This is a genomic window from Sphingomonas sp. CFBP 13706, from assembly GCF_014842355.1.
Taxonomy (GTDB): domain Bacteria; phylum Pseudomonadota; class Alphaproteobacteria; order Sphingomonadales; family Sphingomonadaceae; genus Sphingomonas; species Sphingomonas aerolata.
In genome coordinates this window covers 206241-226953 of the sequence record NZ_JACYVM010000001.1, presented here as the reverse complement: position 1 = coordinate 226953, position 20713 = coordinate 206241, and the positions used below count along the sequence as shown (strand labels likewise).

General features: G+C 64.2%; 19 protein-coding genes. 7 read left to right on the top strand and 12 right to left on the bottom strand.

Going from position 1 to position 20713, the window contains the following annotated elements:
* The first annotated feature begins 27 nt into the window (after positions 1 to 27).
* From metG to mazG, 4 genes are all read left to right on the top strand, one after another.
* Positions 28 to 1590 (top strand): methionine--tRNA ligase, encoded by a 1563-nt coding sequence (metG, locus tag IFS44_RS00965; RefSeq protein ID WP_192097135.1) that lies wholly within the window; start codon positions 28 to 30, stop codon positions 1588 to 1590.
* On the top strand, positions 1590 to 2396 hold the full coding sequence (locus IFS44_RS00960; RefSeq protein WP_192097134.1) for a TatD family hydrolase: 807 nt from the start codon (positions 1590 to 1592) through the stop codon (positions 2394 to 2396). The genes metG and IFS44_RS00960 overlap by 1 nt, the downstream gene beginning before the upstream one ends.
* Entirely contained in the window at positions 2393 to 3157 is a 765-nt protein-coding gene (locus IFS44_RS00955; RefSeq protein ID WP_192097133.1) for an MBL fold metallo-hydrolase, read from the top strand. Before IFS44_RS00960 ends, IFS44_RS00955 begins: the two co-directional genes overlap by 4 nt.
* Before the next feature lie 129 nt (positions 3158 to 3286).
* Entirely contained in the window at positions 3287 to 4021 is a 735-nt protein-coding gene (gene mazG, locus IFS44_RS00950) for a nucleoside triphosphate pyrophosphohydrolase (RefSeq protein ID WP_192097132.1), read from the top strand.
* On the opposite strand, the gene hflX is transcribed toward mazG, so the two are convergent.
* The 7 genes from hflX to dusB form a co-directional block, all read right to left on the bottom strand.
* Positions 4002 to 5294 (bottom strand): GTPase HflX, encoded by a 1293-nt coding sequence (gene hflX, locus IFS44_RS00945; protein WP_192097131.1) that lies wholly within the window; start codon positions 5292 to 5294, stop codon positions 4002 to 4004. The two genes, mazG and hflX, sit on opposite strands and share 20 nt — an antisense overlap.
* A 24-nt stretch (positions 5295 to 5318) precedes the next feature.
* Positions 5319 to 5894, bottom strand: coding sequence for an RNA chaperone Hfq (gene hfq, locus IFS44_RS00940; protein ID WP_261362599.1), 576 nt, complete (start codon positions 5892 to 5894; stop codon positions 5319 to 5321).
* Between the two features lie 74 nt (positions 5895 to 5968).
* Positions 5969 to 7345 carry a nitrogen assimilation response regulator NtrX gene (ntrX, locus tag IFS44_RS00935; protein WP_031393368.1) on the bottom strand — a complete coding sequence of 459 codons (1377 nt, stop codon included), beginning with the start codon at positions 7343 to 7345 and terminating at the stop codon, positions 5969 to 5971.
* Between the two features lie 4 nt (positions 7346 to 7349).
* Positions 7350 to 9599: a sensor histidine kinase gene (locus tag IFS44_RS00930; RefSeq protein ID WP_192097130.1), complete on the bottom strand. Its 2250-nt coding sequence runs from the start codon at positions 9597 to 9599 to the stop codon at positions 7350 to 7352.
* A gap of 52 nt (positions 9600 to 9651) precedes the next feature.
* Positions 9652 to 11097 carry a nitrogen regulation protein NR(I) gene (gene ntrC / locus IFS44_RS00925; RefSeq protein ID WP_192097129.1) on the bottom strand — a complete coding sequence of 482 codons (1446 nt, stop codon included), beginning with the start codon at positions 11095 to 11097 and terminating at the stop codon, positions 9652 to 9654.
* On the bottom strand, positions 11094 to 12158 hold the full coding sequence (locus IFS44_RS00920) for a two-component system sensor histidine kinase NtrB (RefSeq protein ID WP_192071074.1): 1065 nt from the start codon (positions 12156 to 12158) through the stop codon (positions 11094 to 11096). Before IFS44_RS00920 ends, ntrC begins: the two co-directional genes overlap by 4 nt.
* Positions 12145 to 13143 carry a tRNA dihydrouridine synthase DusB gene (gene dusB, locus IFS44_RS00915; protein ID WP_056676688.1) on the bottom strand — a complete coding sequence of 333 codons (999 nt, stop codon included), beginning with the start codon at positions 13141 to 13143 and terminating at the stop codon, positions 12145 to 12147. Before dusB ends, IFS44_RS00920 begins: the two co-directional genes overlap by 14 nt.
* A 141-nt stretch (positions 13144 to 13284) precedes the next feature.
* On the opposite strand from dusB, the gene IFS44_RS00910 reads away from it, so the two are divergent.
* From IFS44_RS00910 to IFS44_RS00900, 3 genes are read left to right on the top strand one after another with little or no spacing between them, the layout of a single operon-like run.
* Positions 13285 to 14472, top strand: a complete 1188-nt coding sequence (locus tag IFS44_RS00910; RefSeq protein WP_192097128.1) for a bifunctional 2-C-methyl-D-erythritol 4-phosphate cytidylyltransferase/2-C-methyl-D-erythritol 2,4-cyclodiphosphate synthase — start codon at positions 13285 to 13287, stop codon at positions 14470 to 14472.
* The gene (locus tag IFS44_RS00905; protein WP_192097127.1) at positions 14469 to 14996 is read left to right on the top strand and encodes a hypothetical protein; all 528 of its coding nucleotides are present in this window, start codon (positions 14469 to 14471) and stop codon (positions 14994 to 14996) included. The genes IFS44_RS00910 and IFS44_RS00905 overlap by 4 nt, the downstream gene beginning before the upstream one ends.
* Positions 14996 to 15514: a CinA family protein gene (locus tag IFS44_RS00900; protein WP_192097126.1), complete on the top strand. Its 519-nt coding sequence runs from the start codon at positions 14996 to 14998 to the stop codon at positions 15512 to 15514. Before IFS44_RS00905 ends, IFS44_RS00900 begins: the two co-directional genes overlap by 1 nt.
* On the opposite strand, the gene IFS44_RS00895 is transcribed toward IFS44_RS00900, so the two are convergent.
* The 5 genes from IFS44_RS00895 to aspS form a co-directional block, all read right to left on the bottom strand.
* Complete coding sequence (locus IFS44_RS00895; RefSeq protein ID WP_192097125.1) at positions 15457 to 15933, bottom strand: type II toxin-antitoxin system RatA family toxin; 477 nt, start codon at positions 15931 to 15933, stop codon at positions 15457 to 15459. The two genes, IFS44_RS00900 and IFS44_RS00895, sit on opposite strands and share 58 nt — an antisense overlap.
* Positions 15933 to 16856, bottom strand: coding sequence for a lipoyl synthase (gene lipA, locus IFS44_RS00890; protein WP_166747414.1), 924 nt, complete (start codon positions 16854 to 16856; stop codon positions 15933 to 15935). Before lipA ends, IFS44_RS00895 begins: the two co-directional genes overlap by 1 nt.
* Positions 16857 to 17008: 152 nt before the next feature.
* A complete protein-coding gene (locus IFS44_RS00885; RefSeq protein WP_081874044.1) occupies positions 17009 to 17713 on the bottom strand; it encodes a PAS domain-containing protein in 705 nt (234 codons plus the stop codon).
* A gap of 181 nt (positions 17714 to 17894) precedes the next feature.
* Positions 17895 to 18668, bottom strand: a complete 774-nt coding sequence (locus IFS44_RS00880; protein WP_192097124.1) for a polyphosphate kinase 2 family protein — start codon at positions 18666 to 18668, stop codon at positions 17895 to 17897.
* Between the two features lie 74 nt (positions 18669 to 18742).
* A complete protein-coding gene (aspS, locus tag IFS44_RS00875; RefSeq protein WP_183936475.1) occupies positions 18743 to 20566 on the bottom strand; it encodes an aspartate--tRNA ligase in 1824 nt (607 codons plus the stop codon).
* Positions 20567 to 20713: the final 147 nt, after the last annotated feature.

The window sequence follows — 20713 nt, the reverse complement described above, 5'->3', positions numbered from 1 at the left end:
TCGGGGGGATGCTCTAGGAGCGCCGACATGGCCGACCCTTACTACATCACCACCGCAATCCATTATCCCAATGGCCGACCGCATATCGGTCATGCCTATGAAATGGTTGCAGCCGACGCGATCGCCCGCTTTCAGCGCCAGGCGGGACGCGACGTGCTGTTCCAGACCGGTACCGACGAACACGGCCTGAAGATGGTTCAGGCCGCCCGCGACCGCGGCGTCCCCGTTCGCGAGTTCGCGGATGAAATGTCATCTTATTTCAGCGGGATGGCCGATCGTCTTGAGATCTCCTACGATCGATTTATCCGCACTGTCGATACCGATCATTACGCGGCGAGCCAAGCGATCTGGCAGGCGATGGCGGATGCCGGGGACCTTTATCTCGATCGCTATGAGGGCTGGTATTCGGTCCGCGATGAAGCCTTTTACGACGAGTCCGAACTGACGGGGGAGGGCGCCGATCGCCGGTCTCCGCAAGGCACGCCGGTCGAATGGACCGCCGAGGAGACCTGGTTTTTCCGGCTGTCGAAATACCAGCAGCCGCTGCTCGACCTCTACGCCGCGAACCCCGACTTCATCCGTCCCGAGAGCCGCCGCAACGAGGTGATGCGCTTCGTCGAGGGTGGCCTGTCCGACCTCTCGGTGTCGCGGACGAGCTTCGACTGGGGCGTGCCCGTGCCGGGAAGTCCGGGTCATGTCATGTATGTCTGGGTCGACGCGCTCACAAATTACCTTACGGGGACGGGCTATCCGAACACCGGGTCGGATGACGCAAATCTGGCGCGTTTCTGGCCGGCGGACCTTCACCTGATCGGCAAGGACATCGTTCGCTTCCATGCCGTGTTCTGGCCCGCTTTCCTGATGTCCGCGAACATCCCGCTGCCCAAGAGCGTCTTTGGCCACGGCTTTCTCCTGACCCGCGGCGAGAAGATGTCGAAGTCTGTTGGTAATGTCGTCGATCCGATGGTGCTGGCGGATGCGTTCGGCGTCGACGCCCTGCGCTATTTCTTCCTTCGGGACGTCAGCTTCGGTCAGGATGGGAGCTATTCGGCCGAGGCGATCGTGACGCGGGTCAACGCCGAGCTCGCGAACAGCTTCGGCAATCTGGCCCAGCGGACATTGTCGTTCATTGCCAAGAACCTGGACGGTGCATTGCCCATGGCGACTGCGATCGAACCGGCCGACGCGGCGCTGCTCGAAGACGTCACCGCGGCCTGCGCCGCGTTCAGGTCCGGCTTTGCGGAGCTCGCACTGTCGCACGCCATCGAGGCGTGGATGCGGGGCGTCTTTGCCTGCAACCAGTATATCGACGTGCAGGCGCCCTGGGCGTTGCGCAAGACCGACCCGGCACGGATGAACACGGTGCTGGCGACATTGGTGCGCGCAATCCGGATGCTCGCCATCACGATTCTTCCGGTCGTGCCGAGCGCAGCGGGCAAGGTCCTCGACCAGATCGGTGCAGAGGGCCGCGACCATGCCGCGCTTGACGATGACGGCTGGTATGACCGGCAGTCCGCGAGCGACTTCCGGATCGTCGCGCCGACCGGCGCGTTTCCACGGCTTGAGATGCCTGCGGAGACTGACGCCTGATGCTTGCAGACAGTCATTGCCACCTGAATTACCCCGGCTTGATCGAGGATCAGCAAGCGGTCCTCGATCGCGCGCGGGCGCGCGGTGTGACGGCGATGCTCAACATCTCGACGCGGGAGAGCGAATGGGATGCGGTGATCGCGACCGCGGACCGTGAGCTCGATGTCTGGGCTACGGTCGGCATTCATCCCAATGAAGCGGATGCCCATCCTGCGATCGACGCGACGCGTCTGGTCGAGCGCGCACGTCACCCGCGGGTCGTGGGCCTGGGCGAGACCGGGCTCGATTATTACCGCGAGACCTCCGACCGCGCGCGCCAGGCGCTGAGCTTCCGCGCGCATATCGCCGCGGCGCGTGAAACCGGCCTGCCGATTGTCGTGCATACCCGCGATGCCGAAGAGGATACCGCGGCGATCCTGTCGGACGAGATGGGGAAGGGGGCCTATGGCGGCGTCATCCACTGTTTCACAGCAAGCGCAGCATTTGCCGACAAGGCACTGGAACTTGGCTTCTATATATCTCTGTCGGGGATCGTCACGTTCAAGAACGCACGCGACCTTCAGGCGATCGCTGCGCGCTTGCCGATCGAACGGCTGCTGATCGAAACCGACGCGCCCTTTCTTGCGCCCGTGCCCAATCGGGGCAAGACGGGGGAGCCGGGCTTTGTCGCCGACACCGCGCAGTTCGTGGCCGACCTGCGCGGCGTCTCCGTCGGCGAGTTGTCTCAGCGGACCGCCGAAAACTTCCATACTTTGTTCGCCAAGACGCGGCCCGGCGATACGCCGGTTGTGGCGCATCGCGCGTGAAGATCACGATCCTCGGTTCGGGGACGTCGTCGGGCGTGCCCCGGATCGGCAATGACTGGGGTGCATGCGATCCCGCCGAGCCGCGCAACCGCCGCACCCGCGTCTCCGCGCTCGTCGAGCATGCCGACACCCGCATCCTGATCGATACAGGGCCAGACATGCGTGAGCAGTTGCTCGCGGCGAACGTCTCCGAGGTGGATGCGGTCATCTGGACGCATGATCACGCCGATCACTGCCACGGCATTGATGACCTCCGGCAGCTCTATCATGCGATGGGCAAGCCCGTGATCGGCTTTGCGCGGCCGGCCACGCTCGCCGCGCTTGAGGATCGCTTCACCTATGCGTTCCGGGGCCGCAGCGGTTATCCGTCGACGATCGCCGGGGCGGTCTTGCCGGACCGACTGACGATCGGCGCGATCGACATTCGTGTTACCGATCAGCCGCACGGATCGATCCACGCCGCTGGGCTGCGCTTCGAGGCCGATGGCAAGGCAATCGGTTATGCGACCGATTTCAACATCATGACTGACGATATGGCCGCGATGTATACGGGGCTGGACGTCTGGGTCGTCGATGCACTGCGCCGTCGTCCGCACCCGACGCATCCGCAACTCTCAGCCGTTTTGGGCTGGGTCGATGCGTTCAAGCCGCGGCGGACCGCGCTTGTCCATATGGACAACAGCATGGACTATGCAGCGTTAAGAGCCGAACTGCCTGACACAGTGGAGCCGGGCTTTGATGGGCAGATCCTCGAAGCCTGACACGTAAATATCTTAGTGCGTTTTACATAATGTATATTATCGGATCGGAGGTGGTTCGTTATTAAGCTTTTGATTTTGTCATAACATCGGCGATGTCCACGTCATTCTCACTTTATGCGGAGCGCCGCCATGATTGACCGCCTCACGACCATCATGGCGCGACTGCGCGATCCGGATACGGGATGCGAATGGGACCGTGTTCAAACATCGAAGACGATTGCCCGCTACACGATCGAAGAGGCCTATGAGGTCGTTGACGCGATCGAACGCGGCGATCTTGCCGATCTGAAGGACGAACTCGGCGACCTGCTGTTGCAGGTAGTGTTCCATGCCCGCATCGCAGAAGAAGCCGGCGCGTTCACCCTGCCCGACGTCATCGACGCGATCAGCGACAAGATGGAGCGCCGACACCCGCATGTCTTCGGTCCGGCGGAGACATCGCCCGGTTGGGAAACGATCAAGGCGACCGAACGCGCGAGCAAGCCTGACCAGAGTGCCCTCGCCGGCGTCGCCACCGCGCTGCCTTCGCTGGCGCGTGCCGACAAGCTGCAAAAACGTGCTGCGCGGGTTGGGTTCGACTGGCCCGATCCAACCGGTTCCCTGGCCAAGGTACACGAAGAACTCGACGAGATTGCGACAGCGACCGCCGACACACTGGCCGAAGAGGTCGGCGACCTTCTGTTCTCGGTGACCAATTATGCCCGCCACCTCGGTGTCGATCCCGAGGTGGCGTTACGCGCGGGCAATGCAAAGTTCGAAGCCCGGTTTCGCGCGATGGAACACATGGCCGGTCCCGGCTTCGAAGCCTTGTCGCTTGAGGAGAAGGAAGCGCTTTGGCAGGCCGTCAAACGTCGCGGCGGCTGAACCGGTCGTAATCGGTGTCGGACAGCCGTACGTCATAGGTGGTGGCCAGCCCGTCCGCGAGACTGCTGAGCACCTCGCCATGCGCGTGCAACCATGCCGCGCCTGCGCCGTCCGTCGCATCGAGCGTAATGTGATAGCGGCGATGCGCATCCGTCAGTTTGGCAGCGACCTGCTCGACGAGATGGTCCACCCCCTCCCCACTCAGCGCCGAGATCGCCACGACATCCTCGCGATGCGCAGCCTCCCCGGCAATCTCGTCATGGTCGGCAGGATCGAGCAGATCCAGCTTGTTCCAGACTTCGAACCGCGGGGTCATATCGTCGACGCCGATGTCCGCCAGCACCGCCTCGACATCGGCACGTTGCGCCTCAGTATCGGGATGCGCGATGTCACGCACATGGATCAGCAGATCGGCAGACACCACTTCCTCGAGCGTCGCCTTGAACGCCGCGACGAGCTGGGTCGGCAGGTCCGAGACAAACCCCACCGTGTCGGAGAGGATCGCCTTGTCGATACCGGGCAACCGGATTTGCCGAAGCGTCGGATCCAACGTCGCGAACAGCAGGTCTTCGGCCATGACGTCGGCACCGGTCAACCGATTGAACAGCGTCGACTTTCCGGCATTGGTATAGCCGACGAGCGCGATGACGGGCCAAGGGGCTCGTTGGCGTCGCTCCCGGTGCAGGCCGCGGGTACGGCTGACCTGTTCGAGTTCGCGCCGAAGCCGCGCCATCCGGTCACGGATGAGCCGGCGATCCGCCTCGATCTGGGTTTCACCGGGCCCTCCGAGAAAGCCGAACCCGCCGCGCTGACGCTCGAGATGGGTCCAGCTTCGGACTAGGCGGCCAGCCTGGTAGTCGAGATGCGCGAGCTCAACCTGCAGCCGCCCTTCGGCCGTCGCCGCGCGCTCTCCGAAAATTTCGAGGATAAGCCCGGTGCGATCGATGACCTTCGTCTCCAGCGCCTTTTCGAGATTGCGCTGCTGGATCGGGCTCAGGCTCGCATCGAACACGACGAGCCCCGCCTCCTCCATTCGCACCTGTGTCGCGAGGAGCTCGACCTGCCCGCTGCCGATCAACGTTGCAGGCTTAGCCTGGCGGACGCGATAGGCGATCCGCTCGACCACCTCCACGCCAATGGCGGCGGCAAGGCCCGCCGTCTCTTCGAGCCGTGCATCGACATCGCGGGTCGCATCGCCTTGGTCGGGCAAGACGACGATCGCTTTCGTGCCGCGGGCGAACTCGTCGCGGTCACGGTCAAAACCACTACTCATGCGCATTGCCCCAGGCCGTCATGATCATGCGTCGTCCACTGCATCCGTCTCGTCGCTGTCGTCGGGATCCTCGGCAAGGTTCAGGGGCCGCGCAGGCTGGATCGTCGACACCGCGTGCTTGTAGACGAGCTGCGCCATGCCTTCGCGCTGGAGCAGCATGCAGAACAGGTCGAAGCCGGCAATCTGGCCCTGGAGCATGACGCCGTTGATCAGGAACATGGTCACGCTGTCTTCCGACTTGCGGACCGCGTTCAGGAAAATTTCCTGCAAAAGCGGCTGCTTCTTCTGCGTTTCTGCGACGGCGTTCACGATCGCGGCGACGTCCATCGGTCCCGCGGGCATGATCGTCGAAATCGCGTGCTTGTAGATGAGCTGGGACTGACCGTCGCGACGTAGCAGCACCGAGAAGTTATCGAACCAGGTGACGATACCCTGGAGCTTGACGCCCTTGACGAGGAACATCGTGACGGGGGTCTTGGTGCGGCGCAGTGCGTTGAGGAACAGGTCCTGGAGCGAGCCAATTTTTTCGGCCAATGGGATAACCCTTGTTTTTGGCGGGACTTTGCCCGCGTGGCGCCGTTTCCCGGCGTCGGAGATCACCCGATTGCCGGGCGAGCGTCTAATCTATGTTCCCGGTACCGCTTCGTCCATAGGGGCGGGTGACAGATATGCGATCAATCGTCGCGCGTCTCGGTGATCCCAAGCAGCTTCAGCTTCCGGTGCAGCGCCGATCGCTCCATCCCGATAAAGCTCGCGGTGCGCGAGATGTTGCCGGAGAACCGACGGATCTGCACGCGCAGATACTCCCGTTCGAAGGTTTCACGCGCCTCGCGTAGCGGCGAGCCCATGATCGCGGTGCCCCCGGCGCTCCCCATGTCGCCCTGATCGCCCAGGACTTCGGCCGGCAGCAGGTCGAGATCGATCCGCCCCAGTCGGTCGCCCGGCGCGAGGATGATCGTCCGTTCAACCACGTTGCGAAGCTGACGAACATTTCCCGGCCAGTCGTAGGATTGCAGCGCAACCATCGCATCGGGCGCGATTTCCGGTGTCCGGACCCGGCGTTCTGCCGCATAATGCGCGATGAAATGCTGGACCAGCGCGGGAATGTCCTCGCGGCGATCCGCGAGCGGCGGGATAGCCACCGGCACGACGTTCAACCGGTAATAGAGGTCCTCGCGAAACCGACCCTCGGCGATCTCGTGGACGAGGTCGCGCGCCGTCGCGGACACCACACGCACATCGACCTTCACGACCCTGGTACCGCCGATCCGCGTAAAGCTCTGGTCGGTCAGGACCCGCAAGATCCGCGCTTGCGTCGTGATCGGCATGTCGGCGATCTCGTCGAGGAACAGCGTTCCGCCATGTGCCTGCTCGAGCAGCCCGGGACGGATCTTGTCCCCGCCCTCCTCCGCGCCGAACAACTCTTCGTCGACACGTTCAGGGGTCATCATCGCGGCGCTGACGATTACGAACGGCGCATCGGTGCGCAGGCTCCAGCCGTGCAGAAGGCGTGCAGCGACCTCCTTGCCGACCCCTGCCCCACCCATGATCAGCACGCGGCTGCCGGTCGCGGCGACGCGCTTGAGCGTTGCCCGGACGCCGTTGATCGCCCCCGAATTGCCGGTGAGATCGGTCTCGCGGCCGACCGTGGCCCGCAGCGAGGCGACCTCGCGGCGCAGCCGTTCGGTTTCGGTCGCGCGCGCCACCATGAGCAGCAGTCGCTCGGCTTCGAACGGTTTCTCGATGAAGTCCGATGCGCCACGCCGGATCGCCGCGACCGCGGTGTCGAGATTGCCGTGACCCGATATGACGAGCACCGGGATCGATGGATCCCGCCGTTTTATCTCGTCGAGCAGTTCGAGCCCGTCGAGGCGCGACCCCTGCAGCCAGACGTCGAGCAGCACGAGCGACGGACGCCGCGCCGCGATCGCTTCGAGCGCAGCGTCGCTGTCGCCCGCATCGCGGGTCTGATAGCCCTCGTCCTCCAGGACGCCGGCCACCAGTTCGCGAATGTCACGTTCGTCGTCCACGACGAGAATATCGAGCGCCATCAATTCATGTCCGATTGCGAGTCATTGCGACGAGCTGGCCATCCCCTGCCGGCTCGGGTGCGGATGCCCCCTGATCAAGCGCGACCAGCGCTCTGGCGTCGAAGTTCATGGTGACAATGGTGCCCCCACCGGGACGATCCGAAAACGCGATCGTCCCGCAATGTTCCTCGATGATCTTCTTGACGATGGCAAGCCCGAGCCCGGTCCCGCGGGCCCGAGTCGTCATATAGGGTTCGATGATCCGGTCGCGTTCGACCGGTAGACCGATCCCGGTGTCGGCGACTTCGATCGCGACGCAGTGCTCCGTTCCATCGTGGCGCGTCTCGGTCAGGGTCATGGTAACCGCCCCGCCCTCGTCGTCGCCGCGCGTCTCGATCGCCTCGACCGCGTTCTTGACGATGTTCGTCAGAGCCTGCCCAATTTGCCGGCGATCGCACACGAGCATCGGACCGGGGTCGTCATGAACCAGCAGAAAACGGATCCCCGGATGCGCCACCTCGTGGAGGAACATCGCCTGGCGTGCGGCGTCGAGCAGTGATTCCTCGCGGAAGACGGGCTTGGGCATCCGTGCGAATGACGAGAATTCATCGACCATCCGGCGCAGGTCCGCGACCTGGCGGATGATCGTGTCGGTGAGCCGCGCAAATGTCCCGTCCTCCGCGGGGATCTTGCCCCCATAGCGTCGCTGCAGTCGCTCCGCGGCGAGCTGGATCGGCGTCAGCGGATTCTTGATCTCGTGCGCGATCCGGCGGGCGACGTCGGACCAGGCGGCGCGGCGCTGGTCGAGCAGTTGCTGCGTGATATCGTCGAAGGTGAGGATCGGGCCGGTCGGCGCATGCGCGATCCGGACAGCGAGTGTCCGCGCATCGCCAGCCTGGCCGACCTGAACGATTGCTTCGCGCCCTCCCTCCTGCACGAGCGCGTCGAGTTCGGGAGCAACCTCGTGCAACGGCTTACCAACCAGACCGTCCGCGCCGAGCAGCTGGATCGCAGAGCGATTAGCAATCCGGATCACGCGGTCCTTCGCGGTCGCGACGACGCCCGCCGAGACATCCGCCATCACCGCCTCGATCAGCGCACGGCGCGTCTCGAGCTGGTCGTTCGCGGTCATCAGATCGCTATTCTGCTCCTGCAAGCGACCGGTCATCTGGTTGAACGCACGCGCAAGCGTCCCGACCTCGTCGCGGCTGCGCGGATCGGGCACGCGCGCGGTCAAATCCCCCTCGGCCACCCGACGTGCCGCATCGACCAGCTCGCCGACGGGGCGGACCAGACGATCCGCGACGGCCAGCGCGATCCAGACGGCAACGCCGACGATGAGCAGGGAAATGCCCAGCAAGGCCGCGTTGAACAGGAGCTGGAGGCTGCGCGACCGGGCAAGCAGCTGGCGATAGCTTGCCAGCACGGCGTTGGCGCGCGTCGTCTGCTCCGAGAGGAGCTTGGTATCCTCGACGCGGCCGGCATAGAGAAAGAGTTCGTCGGCGCCGGGCAGCATCGTGATCGTACGGATACGATCCCCCGTCACCGATACCGCGGCGGGCTTGCCGCTCCGGAGTTCGCGGATTGCCTCGGGCGTCACCTGTCGTGTAAAGTCGATTTCATAGGGGTTCACGACTGCGAAGGTCTGGATCTCGTTCTGTGGCGTGACCTTGAACAGCGCGGCTTCGGACAGGCTGCGATAATAGACCTGTTGATAGAAATACCCTGAGAAATCCGGGCTCTGCAGCGATCGCTCACGCAGGTAATTGGACATGTCCGCAGCCATAGTGACGCTCGCCTCTTCCCAGCGGCTGAGCTGGCGCGCGTAGGAGGACTGGGCGAGTTCGGTCGCGTTTTCGAGCATGCCGCGCGCCTGATCGGAATACCAGAATTGCACGCCATATTGGAACAGCAGCGACGCGAAGATCGTCACCAGCAGCATCGGCACCGCGGCGACGATCGAGAACAGGGCAACGAGCCGGACGTGCAGGCGGCCGCCACCGCCAACCGGGGACCGCGCAGCGCGCCGCATCGCGACCCGCCGGCCGAGCAGCATCAGCAAGGCGATGCCCGGGACGAGATTGGCGATCAGCAGCAGCGCGATCAGCGGTGGCGGCATCAAACGCTGGGGTGAATTGGCGCCGCTGATGAGCACATAGCTCGCGACCGCGACGGTAATCGCCAGCGCGACCACCAGCGCCTCAAGCGCAGGCGTCACTGCGAACCGGTGCGGTGGCACGTCGTCTTCGATGGCAAGCGTCGCGGGGGCGATCATCGTTGCCGTGATACAACGACAATTGTTGCCGGGAAACCACATAATGGCCGGGTCAGCGTAACCCTGCCGCGTCCATCTCGGTCATGTCACCGCTGATATCGATCCCGAGCGTGTCGAGACGCTTGCGCAGCGTGTTGCGATTAATCCCCATCGCACGCGCGGCGCGCAGCTGGTTCTGCCCATGCCGGGCAAGCATCAATTCGATCAACGGACGCTCGACCTCACCGATGACGCGGTCGTACAGACTGCCATCGTCGAGCGCTGCCGGGTTTTCGCGCTCGATCCGCCCGATCAGCGCCTTCACCGCGCCGGCGATGTCGAGGTCGGTTGTAGTGCTGGTCGGCGTTCGCGCACCCAGCATCGCGTGAATCGCGTCCGCGCCAATGATTTCGTCGCGCGCGAGCACCGCGAGTCTGCGCATCAGGTTTTCGAGTTCGCGAACATTGCCCGGCCAGTCATACGCGCCGAGCGCGGTGATCGCATCGCCCGCCAGTTGACGTCGCGGCAGTCCTTGGATCGCCGCATGATCGAGAAAATGTCGTGCGAGTAACGCGACGTCCTGCCGTCGCTCGCGAAGCGGCGGCAAGGTGACCGGCACGACGTTGAGACGGTAGAACAGGTCTTCCCGGAAATGCCCGGCGGCCACCTGCGCTGCCAGATCGCGGTTCGTTGCGGCAAGGATGCGGACATCGACCCGGATCGTGCGCGCCCCACCAACGCTCGTGAACTCGCCCGACTGCAGCACGCGAAGAAGCCGGGTCTGCGCCTCCATCGGCATATCGCCGATTTCGTCGAGGAACAGCGTGCCGCCCGTCGCCTGCTCGAACCGGCCGGCATTTCGCGTTGCGGCACCGGTAAAGGCGCCGCGCTCATGGCCAAACAACTCGGCCTCGATCAGTTCACGTGGGATGGCGGCCATGTTGATCGCGATGAACGGCGCGGCGCTGCGTCGGCCGAGGTCGTGGATAGCCCGGGCGACCAGTTCCTTGCCGGTGCCCGATTCGCCGGATATCAGCACGGTCAGATCGTTCGAGATGACGCGTGCGATGACCCGGTAGACGTCCTGCATCGCCGCGGACCGGCCGATCAGCGGCAGTGCACGATCCTCGTCGCCGATCCGGTCATCGGACAGCACCCCGCCCCGCGCCAGCGCCCCCGTCACCGCGCGCGACAAGACGTCGAGATCGAAGGGCTTGGGTAGATATTCATACGCACCGACCTCCGCCGCGCGTACGGCGGTGGTCAGCGTGTTCTGCGCCGACAGGACGATGATCGGTAGCGTGGGGTGGCGCTCGGCGACATTGCGGACATGGTCGATGCCGTCACCGTCGGGCAGCACCACGTCGGTGATCAGCACGTCGGGTATCGCCACAGCCAAGGCACGTTCAAGCTGGCCGAGGCTGTCGGCGACGGTTACGTCGTGGCCGCTGCGCCGCAACGCCTGCGCGACGACGGTGCGAATCGCGGCGTCGTCGTCGACGACCAGCACAGTGCTCATGATGTGGCTCTTGGCAGCAGCAGGCGGAGAACGGTCATTTCAGGAATCCCCTCACGCGCATATTGCACGATCCCGCCCATATCGCGCGTCAGCTTGTCGACGAGGGCGAGGCCCAGCCCCTGCCCTTCACGGCGCCCCGACACGAACGGGTCGAACAGGTGGTCGGCGATATCGGGCGGCGCGCCGGGGCCATTGTCGAACACACAGATCTCAATCGGCAATGGCAGACGCGGCTTGCCCGGCGCGCTGCTGACGGTGATCCCGTGGCGATAGGCCGTGGTCATGATGATCAGGGGGTTCGGTTGATCTGCAACGGCTTCGCGTGCGTTCTTCAGAAGGTTGATGACGATCTGAAGGACCGCGTCGCGATTGATATGTGCGGGCGGCAGCGACGGATCGAACCGCTCCTCGATCGCGATCCCGCGTGCGAAACCGGCGAGCGCAAGGCGACGCGCGTGGGTCAGCAGCGGGTAGATATTCTCGCTGGCGAGCGGAAGCGGCCGCGTATCGCTGAAGTCCTGCATGCGATCGATCAGCGCCGCGATCCGGTCCACTTCGGTCGTGATCAGCGTGGTCAGTTCGCCGGCATCGAGCAGTTGCGCCGCGCCGCGGATGCCGGACAAGGGATTCTTGATCTCATGCGCGAGCATCGCCGCCGCCCCGACTGCCGCGCGCGCGCCTGCGGTACGGTCCGCCGAATAGCCGAGCCGTCGCGAGACGGCGGGAACGTGCAGCGTGATCGCGCGCCAGCCTGGATGATCGGGCATGATCGTCTCGGCAAAGTCGACGCGGATCTTCACACCGCGGGCGGTCGCGATCTCAGTATCGAAGACGGCAAGGCCGCGATTGTCGTGCTTACGTGACTCGTCGGGGGGCGGGAGTATCGCCGCGATCGGCTGCCCGATCATGAGGCGTTCCGACAGGTTGAGCAATTGCTCCGCCAGCGCATTGGCATGGGCGATCCGGTCGTCGGGATCGACCACGACCACCGCCACCGGCAGTGCCGCAAAGACGTCGTTAAACCCCGGACGGTCGCGCCGATCTGGCTCAGGCGGCTTCAAGGTGACGCCAGGGCGCGTAGAACTCCGCCAGCATCGCCTTGACCTGGTTCGGGTCCGCCACCTGGTTCACCCGGTTCCGAAACTCGGCCGAACCATGCAGGCCCTTGGTGTACCAGCCGATATGCTTGCGGGCCATGTTGACACCCGTCTCGATCCCATAATGCTCGAGCATCGCTTCGTAATGCCCGGCAATCGCTTCATATTGTTCGTTAATCGACGGATCGGCGACGCGGCGGCCGGTCGCAAACCAGGTCATGACCTGATTGAGCAGCCAAGGCCGCCCATAGGCGCCGCGTCCGATCATCACGCCGTCCGCACCTGACTGGTCGAGCGCCGCCTCGGCATCCTCGATCGAGCAAATGTCGCCATTGACGATCACGGGGATCGACACCGCGTCCTTCACCCGGCGCACGAAGCCCCAATCGGCGCTTCCCTTGTACATCTGGTTCCGCGTCCGGCCATGCACGGTGATCAGCTTCACCCCGAGATCTTCTGCGATCCTGGACAATTCGGGTGCGTTGAGACTGTCGTGGCACCAGCCCATACGCATCTTCAACGTGACCGGGACATCGACCGCCTTTACCGTCGCGGATATAATCGCCGTCGCCAGCTTGACGTCACGCATCAGCGCGGACCCGGCATCGCCATTGACGATCTTGCGGACCGGACACCCCATGTTGATGTCGACGATCGCGGCACCGCGATCCTGACTCAGCCGCGCGGCCTCGCCCATTTCATAGGGCGTGCACCCGACCAGTTGCATCGACACCGGCTCTTCGAGCCGATCCCACGCAGCCTTCTGGATCGACTGGCGGGTCTCGCGGATCGCAGCCTGGCTCGCGACCATCTCGGTAACGTTGAGCCCTGATCCATATCGCCGCACAAGCGTACGGAACGGCATATCCGTCACGCCCGTCATGGGTGCGAGGACGACCGGACTTTCAATCCGCACGGTACCGATCTGGATAGGTGAGAGATTACGCATAAGCTGCCCAAAAAAGAGGCAGAACATAGGCTGCGATGCCGGAACTGGCAAGGCTGGTCCAGCTGTTCCCGTCGTGCGCGACGTCATGGGGAACGACTGCCTGCACTGGCGATGCCGTGCTCAAGACGCTAATCGGCGCCCATGACAAAGCGCCGCACCGTCGCCCTGATCGTCGCAGCCGGGTCCGGCACCCGCGCTGGCGGCACCCTCCCCAAGCAATTCGCGACCGTCGCGGGAAGGCCGATGCTCATGCACGCGGTTACCGCAATGTCCGCGCACCCGGCGATCGACGCCGTGACGGTCGTCGTTGCCGAAGGTCAGCTGGACCATGCAAAGGCAGTATTGGCAGCAGGAGGAGTCACCGACGCGACGGTCATCGTCGGGGGCAGTACCCGCCGGGATTCGGTACTGAGGGGAATCGCTGCCCTGTCCGATTTGGATCATGTTCTCGTTCACGATGCCGCCCGGCCGTTTCTTCCTGCCGAAGTCATCAGCGCGGTAGTGGCAGCGCTGGCGAACAACGACGCCGCGGTGCCGGTGCTGCCGGTAGCGGATACGCTGGCGCGTGGCGCGACGACGCTGACCGGTCGCATGCTCGGCGAAGTCGTTCCGCGCGAGGCCGTGTACCGGGTCCAGACGCCGCAGGGCTTCCGGATCGCTACGCTGCGCGCCGCGCACGCTGCCTGGCCGGCCGATGAAGATGCCAGCGACGATGCCCAGATGGTGCGACGGGTTGGCGGCAGCGTCGCGTTGGTGCAGGGCGATCCGATGCTCGACAAAGTGACCCACCCCGACGATTTTGCCGCCGCTGAAGCGCGCGCGCCCTATGAAAGCCGAACCGCGATGGGCTTCGACGTCCATCGGCTGGAAACGGGCGAGGAATTATGGCTCGGCGGCATCCGGATCCCGCACGACAAGGGGCTTTCCGGCCATAGCGATGCCGATGTCGCGCTGCATGCGCTGACCGATGCGCTGCTCGGCACGATCGCCGCGGGGGATATCGGCACGCATTTCCCCCCGAGCGATCCTCAGTGGAAAGGTGCCGACTCCGCGCAGTTCCTGCAGCATGCCGCGCAACTGATCGCCGCCAAGGGCGGTCGGATCGATTTCGTCGACCTGACCATCCTGTGCGAGATGCCCAAGATCGGACCGCACCGCGCGGCGATGACGACCCGGATCGCCGATCTGCTCGACCTCACCACGGACCGGGTCAGCGTCAAGGCGACGACGACCGAGCGGCTTGGCTTCACGGGGCGGGGCGAAGGCATTGCCGCGCAGGCAGTCGCGACGATCAGCCTCCCCTCGAATCGCGGCCGTGTCGGCGCATGAAGTTCGGTGCCGCACTGACGCTCGCCGCACTCGTCGCAACGCCGGTATCGGCACAGTCCCCGTGCATCACCGGCCCCGAGGCGGAGGCGATGACGCTCGTCGCGCTGCCCGACATTATCCGTGAAACGGGCCGGGTCTGCGCGGCAAGGCTGCCCGCGACCAGCCTCGTGCGCAACCAGTCGAGTACGCTCATCTCGCGCTATCAGATCGAAGCGGACCGCGCCTGGCCGTCCGCCCGGGCCGCGATCGTCAAGCTTAGCGACCCCGCGGTCGATGCGCTTCTCCAGTCGGACTATGCCCGGCCGTTGCTGACGAGCCTGCTCGTCCCGCAGATCGTTGGGCGCATCGTCGCGCGCGACTGTGGGACGATCGATCGGCTCGTGACGCTGCTCCAGCCGCTGCCGCCGCGGAACACCGCTGGCATCGTCGTCGAGACGCTGCGCTATTTGAAGGCTGACAAGGCACGCCGCGGGGATCGATCGACGCCCGACCTTCCGCTCTGCACGGCAACGGAGAGCCGCTGATGGATACCCTTCTCCCTCCCCAGCTGATCGACGCGGCACGTAAGGTCATCGAGGCAAATCGCGCGCTTGGACGACGCGTCGCGGTTGCTGAAAGCTGCACCGGTGGCCTTGTTGCTGCGGCGCTGACGGAAATTCCCGGCAGTTCCGACGTGTTCGAAATCGGGTTCGTGACCTATTCGAACGAGGCCAAGCTGAAATTGCTCAAGATCAGCTCAGACGTGCTTGAGACCTTCGGTGCGGTGTCGATCGCCGTCGCGTGGAGCATGGCGCAGGGCGCACTCGAGCAATCGGGCGCGGATGTTGCCGTCGCCATCACCGGTATTGCCGGGCCCGGCGGTGGATCAGCGAAGAAGCCGGTCGGGACGGTGGTCTTCGCCCGTGCCGAGACGGGCGCCGATCGCAGCGATGTCGACGCAGATCGCAAGGATTTCGGCGATCTCGGCCGCGGCGGTATCCGCCTTCAGGCTGCGCTGTGCGCGCTCGAACTCTTGCTGCCGGTCGAGGATGTCGCACCGTAAAGCTCGGCCGCGCGCGTCTCGAACGCGCCGATCATCTTGCGTAAGGCGGCACCGAAGACCTGACCGGCGATCAGCTCGAACATCCGGTTCTTGAAGGCAAAGTCGACGGTGAAGTCGACCGCGCACCCCTGCTCCTCGGGGCGGAAACGCCATTCGTTGCGAAGATATTTGAGCGGACCATCGACATAGTCGACAAGGATCTCGGTCGGTCGAGTCTTCTGCACACGTGACGTGAACGTTTCGCGCAAGCCCTTGAAGCCGACGATCATGTCCGCGAGAGTCTCCGTCTCACTGCTCGAACGGACGCGCATCGCACTGACCCATGGCAGAAACTCGGCGTAGCGGCCGACATCGGCGACCAGATCGAACATCTGCTCGGGCGTGTAGGGAAGATGGCGTGTTTCGGAATGCTTGGGCATCAGATCCGTGCGACCCCGAGCTTTGCATCACGCGCCGCCCGAAGCTGCGCGAAGTCGTCCCCCGCATGGTAGCTCGACCGCGTCAGTGGCGACGATGCAACAAGCATGAATCCCTTGGCCCGGGCGATCGACGCATAGGCATCGAACGCCTTGGGCGTGACGAACTCGGCCACCTTGGCATGGCGTGGCGTGGGCTGAAGATACTGGCCCATCGTCAAGAAATCGATGTCCGCGCAGCGCATGTCGTCCATGACCTGGTGAATCTCGAGGCGCTCTTCGCCCAAGCCGAGCATAACGCCCGACTTGGTGAAAATCGACGGGTCGTGGCGTTTCACGCTCTCGAGCAGGCGCAACGAGGCATAATAGCGCGCGCCAGGCCGGATCGTCGGGTACAGGCGGGGGACTGTCTCGAGGTTGTGGTTGTAGACGTCGGGGCGCGCCTCGACGATCGACTCGATCGCGGCCTGCGCCTTGTTGCGGAAATCGGGCGTCAGAATCTCGATCGTCGTAGTAGGGTTCGACGCGCGGATCGCGTGGATGACCTTCACGAATTGCGAAGCGCCGCCGTCGGGAAGGTCGTCGCGATCAACCGAGGTGATGACGATGTGGTTCAGCCCCATCTGCGCGGCGGCATCGGCAACATTCTGTGGCTCCATCCGGTCGACCGCACGGGGCATACCGGTCTTCACGTTGCAGAAGGCGCAGGCACGGGTGCAGGTATCGCCGAGGATCATGACCGTTGCATGCTTCTTGGACCAGCATTCGCCGATATTCGGGCATGCGGCCTCTTCACAGACCGTCGTCAGGCTTTTCGAGCGCATCAGTTCGCGGGTCTTGGCGAAGCCGGCGGATGTCGGGGCCTTGACGCGGATCCAGTCGGGCTTTCGAGCGCGCGGCGCGGCGAGCGGGGTCATCTCGTTCATGGCAGGCAGATAGCGATCCCCGCTATGCGAAACAACACACATGCGGCTCTTCGCTCGATATCACGGGTATCCTGCGAAGCGGGCAAGAACGCCCCCGCGCCGGCGCATATGCGGAGCGGGCGCACTTGCTACGTCGAACCGCACCGACCGGCTCAGCGGAACCGTTCCAGATCCGTCGCAGCCGACACCGCGACGGCATATCGATCGGACAAATACCGTTCAAATCGTTGATGCGCATCGCACGTGAGCTGAAACGCCGCACCCCCCGCTCGCCCGTCGCCGGCAGCCTCGAACTCGATCAGCCCCTGAACCTCGAGTGCGCGAATCCAGCGGGTCAGTGTGGCGTGTCCGACCCCGAGCATCGGTTCGAGGTCGGTTGGCGTCAGGAGGACGCCTTCGGCCTCGCTGACATAGGCCGCAAGCAGGATGTCCCAGGCGCTATCGGCAAATAACGACGGGCAGAATATTGCCCCGCGCGCGCGCCGTGCGTCCAGCGTCAGCTGGGCCGTCTTCAACAAGGCTTCGGGTTTGACCTCGCCGGACCCAGGCATGGTTTCCTCGAAGATCATCGTCACGCAGACCTCGGTCCCTGGCGGCGCGATCGATAAATGGCCCTGCACCCAGAGATGCGACGAGTCGGTCCTGACCAGCCTTTTGGTCGTACTGATCGGGGATCCGGTATGAACCACGCGACGCATCAGACGCCGGCAACGCTCGCGGTCGGCAGGCGCGGTAAAATCGAGCATGTTGCTGCCAAGCAAAATGGCGGCTGTCGCGTTGAGCGTGTGGCAGAACGTCGCGTCCACCTCGACAATCGCCCCTGAGGTGTCGACACCTATTCGACCGCGTTCCGTCATGACCTACGCCCACTGAATGGCCGTCCGCTACTCGGACACGCCCATTATCTTAGGGCAAGCCTAACCATCATCGGAAGCTGTTCACGCTAACATAAGTTGTTCGGAAGGCGTTAGAATTTCGACCAAAATGGATATAGCTGCAGAGGACTGCGACCAAAAGCGGGGTTGTGCCTTGCGACGATTAGAGCTCGAGGGCCTTTTTCGCGACCTTGAGGACGGCGGGATCAAGCGGCGGGGGCACCATCGCGACTCCGCCCTCCAGGCGGTCTGCGACGACGGTCAGCGCAGCGATCCGTGCCGCCTTCTTGTCGTTTCCGTCGATGACGATCCACGGTGCTGCCGCGGTGTCGGTGCGTGCGAACATCTCATACATCGCGGCGAGATAGTCCTCGCGTCGCGACCGGTTGTGATAGTCGTCGAGACCGGTCTTCCAATGCTTCCAAGGGTCGCGCAGCCGCGCCTCTAGCCGCCGGTCCTGTTCCGCTTGGGTGATATGGACGAAGATCTTGATCAGCGTGGTGTCGTTCTCGATCAGCCCCGCTTCGAAAGCATTGATCGCGTCATAGCCGCGCTCCCATTCGCGGCGCGTGGCGAATTCCTCGACCCGCTCGACCAGTACCCTGCCGTACCAGCTCCGATCGAAGACGGCGATGTTCCCGTCCGCCGGCAACCGTTTCCAGAAGCGCCAGAGAAAGTGATGTGCCTTCTCGTCGGCGCTCGGGGCGGCGATCGGCCAGACGCGGTAGGTACGGGGATCCCACTCGGCCGACAACCGCTGGATGATACCGCCCTTCCCCGCCGCATCCCACCCTTCGAACATCACCACAGCGGGGCGCTTGTTGACGATATGCGCGACCTGGATGTGCTCAAGCCTCTTCTGAAGCTTAGCCAAGTCGCGCTTGTATTTGCCGTCATAGGCGTCGCCGGCTTCAAAATGGGCAAGATCGATGGGCATAAGCAAACTCCAGAAGATCAGGCGGCCACCAGGGGCGGGACGGAAATAACCAGGACGGCAGTGCCGCCCCCGCGTCAGCCCGCGGCGGGCGTCACCGTCTTGGCCGGGTCCTTCGGCCCATCGACGGTGAGCTTGATGTTGAGCTCCTTCAGCTGGCGCGGGCTGACCGGGCTCGGGGCGCCCATCATCAGGTCCTCGGCCTTCTGGTTCATCGGGAACAGCACGACCTCGCGGATGTTGGGCTCGCCCGCGAGCAGCATGACCATCCGGTCGATCCCGGGTGCCGAGCCGCCATGCGGCGGTGCGCCGACCTTGAACGCGTTGATCATGCCGGCAAAGTTCGTGTCGACATCGGCCTGCGTGTAGCCGGCGATCTCGAACGCCTTGTACATGATCTCCGGACGATGGTTCCGGATCGCACCCGACGATAGTTCGACGCCGTTGCAGACGATGTCGTACTGATACGCCAGGATATCGAGCGGATCCTTGTTCTCCAACGCGTCCATCTCGCCCTGCGGCATCGAGAACGGGTTGTGGCTGAAGTCGACCTTCTTGGCGTCCTCGTCATATTCGAACATCGGGAAGTCGACGATCCAGCAGAACTCAAACCGGTTCTCGTCGATCAGGCCGAGATCCGCACCTATGCGCGCGCGGGCTGCGCCGGCGAGCTTGGCGGCGGGGAGTTCCTTGCCGGCGGCGAAGAAGATGCCGTCGTTCGGCCCGAGGCCCATCTCCGCGATCAGCTTGCGCGTCGCTTCCTCGCCGTGATTCTTGGCGATCGGGCCGCCAAGTTCGCCGTTCTTCTGCGTGATGTAGCCGAGGCCGGCATGACCCTCGGCGCGCGCCCAGTCGTTCATATCCGTGAAGAACTTGCGGCTCTTCTCGGCGGTGTTTGGTGCGGGGATCGCGCGCACCACGTCACCGCCGGCGACGATGCCCGCGAACAGGCCGAAGCCCGAGTCGACGAAGTGGTGGCCGACGTCGTGAATCAGGATCGGGTTGCGCAGATCAGGCTTGTCGCTGCCGTATTTCAGCATCGATTCGCGGTAGGGAATGCGCTTGAACGGCAGGGCGGAGACCTGGCGTCCCTTGCCCTGCCAATCGGCGAACTCTTCGAACACGCCGTGGAGGACAGGCTCGATCGCGTTGAACACGTCGTCCTGCGTGACGAAGCTCATCTCGAAATCGAGCTGGTAGAATTCGCCCGGCGAACGATCGGCGCGGGCGTCCTCGTCGCGGAAGCAGGGGGCGATCTGGAAATAGCGGTCGAAGCCCGCAACCATCAGCAGCTGCTTGAACATCTGCGGTGCCTGCGGCAGCGCGTAGAACTTGCCCGGATGCACGCGGCTCGGCACCAGATAGTCGCGCGCGCCCTCTGGCGACGACGCGGTCAGGATCGGCGTCTGGAATTCGGTGAAGCCCTGATCGTTCATGCGGTTGCGCAGCGAGGTGATGACCTTCGAACGCAGCATGATGTTCGCGTGAAGCCGCTCGCGACGCAGGTCGAGGTAGCGATAGCGCAGGCGGATATCCTCGGGATATTCGGCCTCGCCCGCGACAGGCATCGGCAGCTCGCCGGCCATCGACTGGACGGTCGCGGCGGTCGCGCGGACTTCGATCCCGCCGGTCGGCAGGTTCGGGTTCACCGCTTCAGGTGCTCGTGCGGTGACCTTGCCGGTGATCGTGACGACGCTCTCGCTCTTCAGGCCCTCGATGACCTTGAAGACGGGGCCGGACACGTCGGTGACGATCTGCGTGATGCCGTAATGATCGCGCAGATCGATGAAGACCAGGTCACCATGATCGCGCTTTTTGTGGACCCAGCCCGAGACGCGGACCTCCTCGCCGACCTGTTCGGGGCGGAGGGCGGCGCAGTTATGGGTGCGATAGGCGTGCATGTGTCTCGTCTCTCATACGTCGTCCCTGCGTTTGCGGGGATCTCGTGCAGCAAGGGTGCGCCCTGCGACGGGAGATCCCAGCGTTTGCTGGGATGACGGGAATTGGATGGCCCGCGCTTCCCTTCCCTACCGGCCTTTGTCAAGGCG

Excerpts from the sequence above, each read along its gene's own strand:
- aspS (WP_183936475.1), bottom strand. The coding sequence starts at position 20,566 with ATGCACGCCTATCGCACCCATAACTGCGCCGCCCTCCGCCCCGAACAG.
- dusB (WP_056676688.1), bottom strand. The coding sequence starts at position 13,143 with ATGCGTAATCTCTCACCTATCCAGATCGGTACCGTGCGGATTGAAAGT.
- metG (WP_192097135.1), top strand. The coding sequence starts at position 28 with ATGGCCGACCCTTACTACATCACCACCGCAATCCATTATCCCAATGGC.
- hflX (WP_192097131.1), bottom strand. The coding sequence starts at position 5,294 with ATGAGTAGTGGTTTTGACCGTGACCGCGACGAGTTCGCCCGCGGCACG.
- lipA (WP_166747414.1), bottom strand. The coding sequence starts at position 16,856 with ATGAACGAGATGACCCCGCTCGCCGCGCCGCGCGCTCGAAAGCCCGAC.
- ntrC (WP_192097129.1), bottom strand. The coding sequence starts at position 11,097 with ATGAGCACTGTGCTGGTCGTCGACGACGACGCCGCGATTCGCACCGTC.
- IFS44_RS00880 (WP_192097124.1), bottom strand. The coding sequence starts at position 18,668 with ATGCCCATCGATCTTGCCCATTTTGAAGCCGGCGACGCCTATGACGGC.
- IFS44_RS00885 (WP_081874044.1), bottom strand. The coding sequence starts at position 17,713 with ATGACGGAACGCGGTCGAATAGGTGTCGACACCTCAGGGGCGATTGTC.
- IFS44_RS00900 (WP_192097126.1), top strand. The coding sequence starts at position 14,996 with ATGGATACCCTTCTCCCTCCCCAGCTGATCGACGCGGCACGTAAGGTC.
- ntrX (WP_031393368.1), bottom strand. The coding sequence starts at position 7,345 with ATGGCGCTCGATATTCTCGTCGTGGACGACGAACGTGACATTCGCGAA.
- IFS44_RS00905 (WP_192097127.1), top strand. The coding sequence starts at position 14,469 with ATGAAGTTCGGTGCCGCACTGACGCTCGCCGCACTCGTCGCAACGCCG.
- IFS44_RS00930 (WP_192097130.1), bottom strand. The coding sequence starts at position 9,599 with ATGATCGCCCCCGCGACGCTTGCCATCGAAGACGACGTGCCACCGCAC.
- mazG (WP_192097132.1), top strand. The coding sequence starts at position 3,287 with ATGATTGACCGCCTCACGACCATCATGGCGCGACTGCGCGATCCGGAT.
- IFS44_RS00960 (WP_192097134.1), top strand. The coding sequence starts at position 1,590 with ATGCTTGCAGACAGTCATTGCCACCTGAATTACCCCGGCTTGATCGAG.
- IFS44_RS00895 (WP_192097125.1), bottom strand. The coding sequence starts at position 15,933 with ATGCCCAAGCATTCCGAAACACGCCATCTTCCCTACACGCCCGAGCAG.
- IFS44_RS00910 (WP_192097128.1), top strand. The coding sequence starts at position 13,285 with ATGACAAAGCGCCGCACCGTCGCCCTGATCGTCGCAGCCGGGTCCGGC.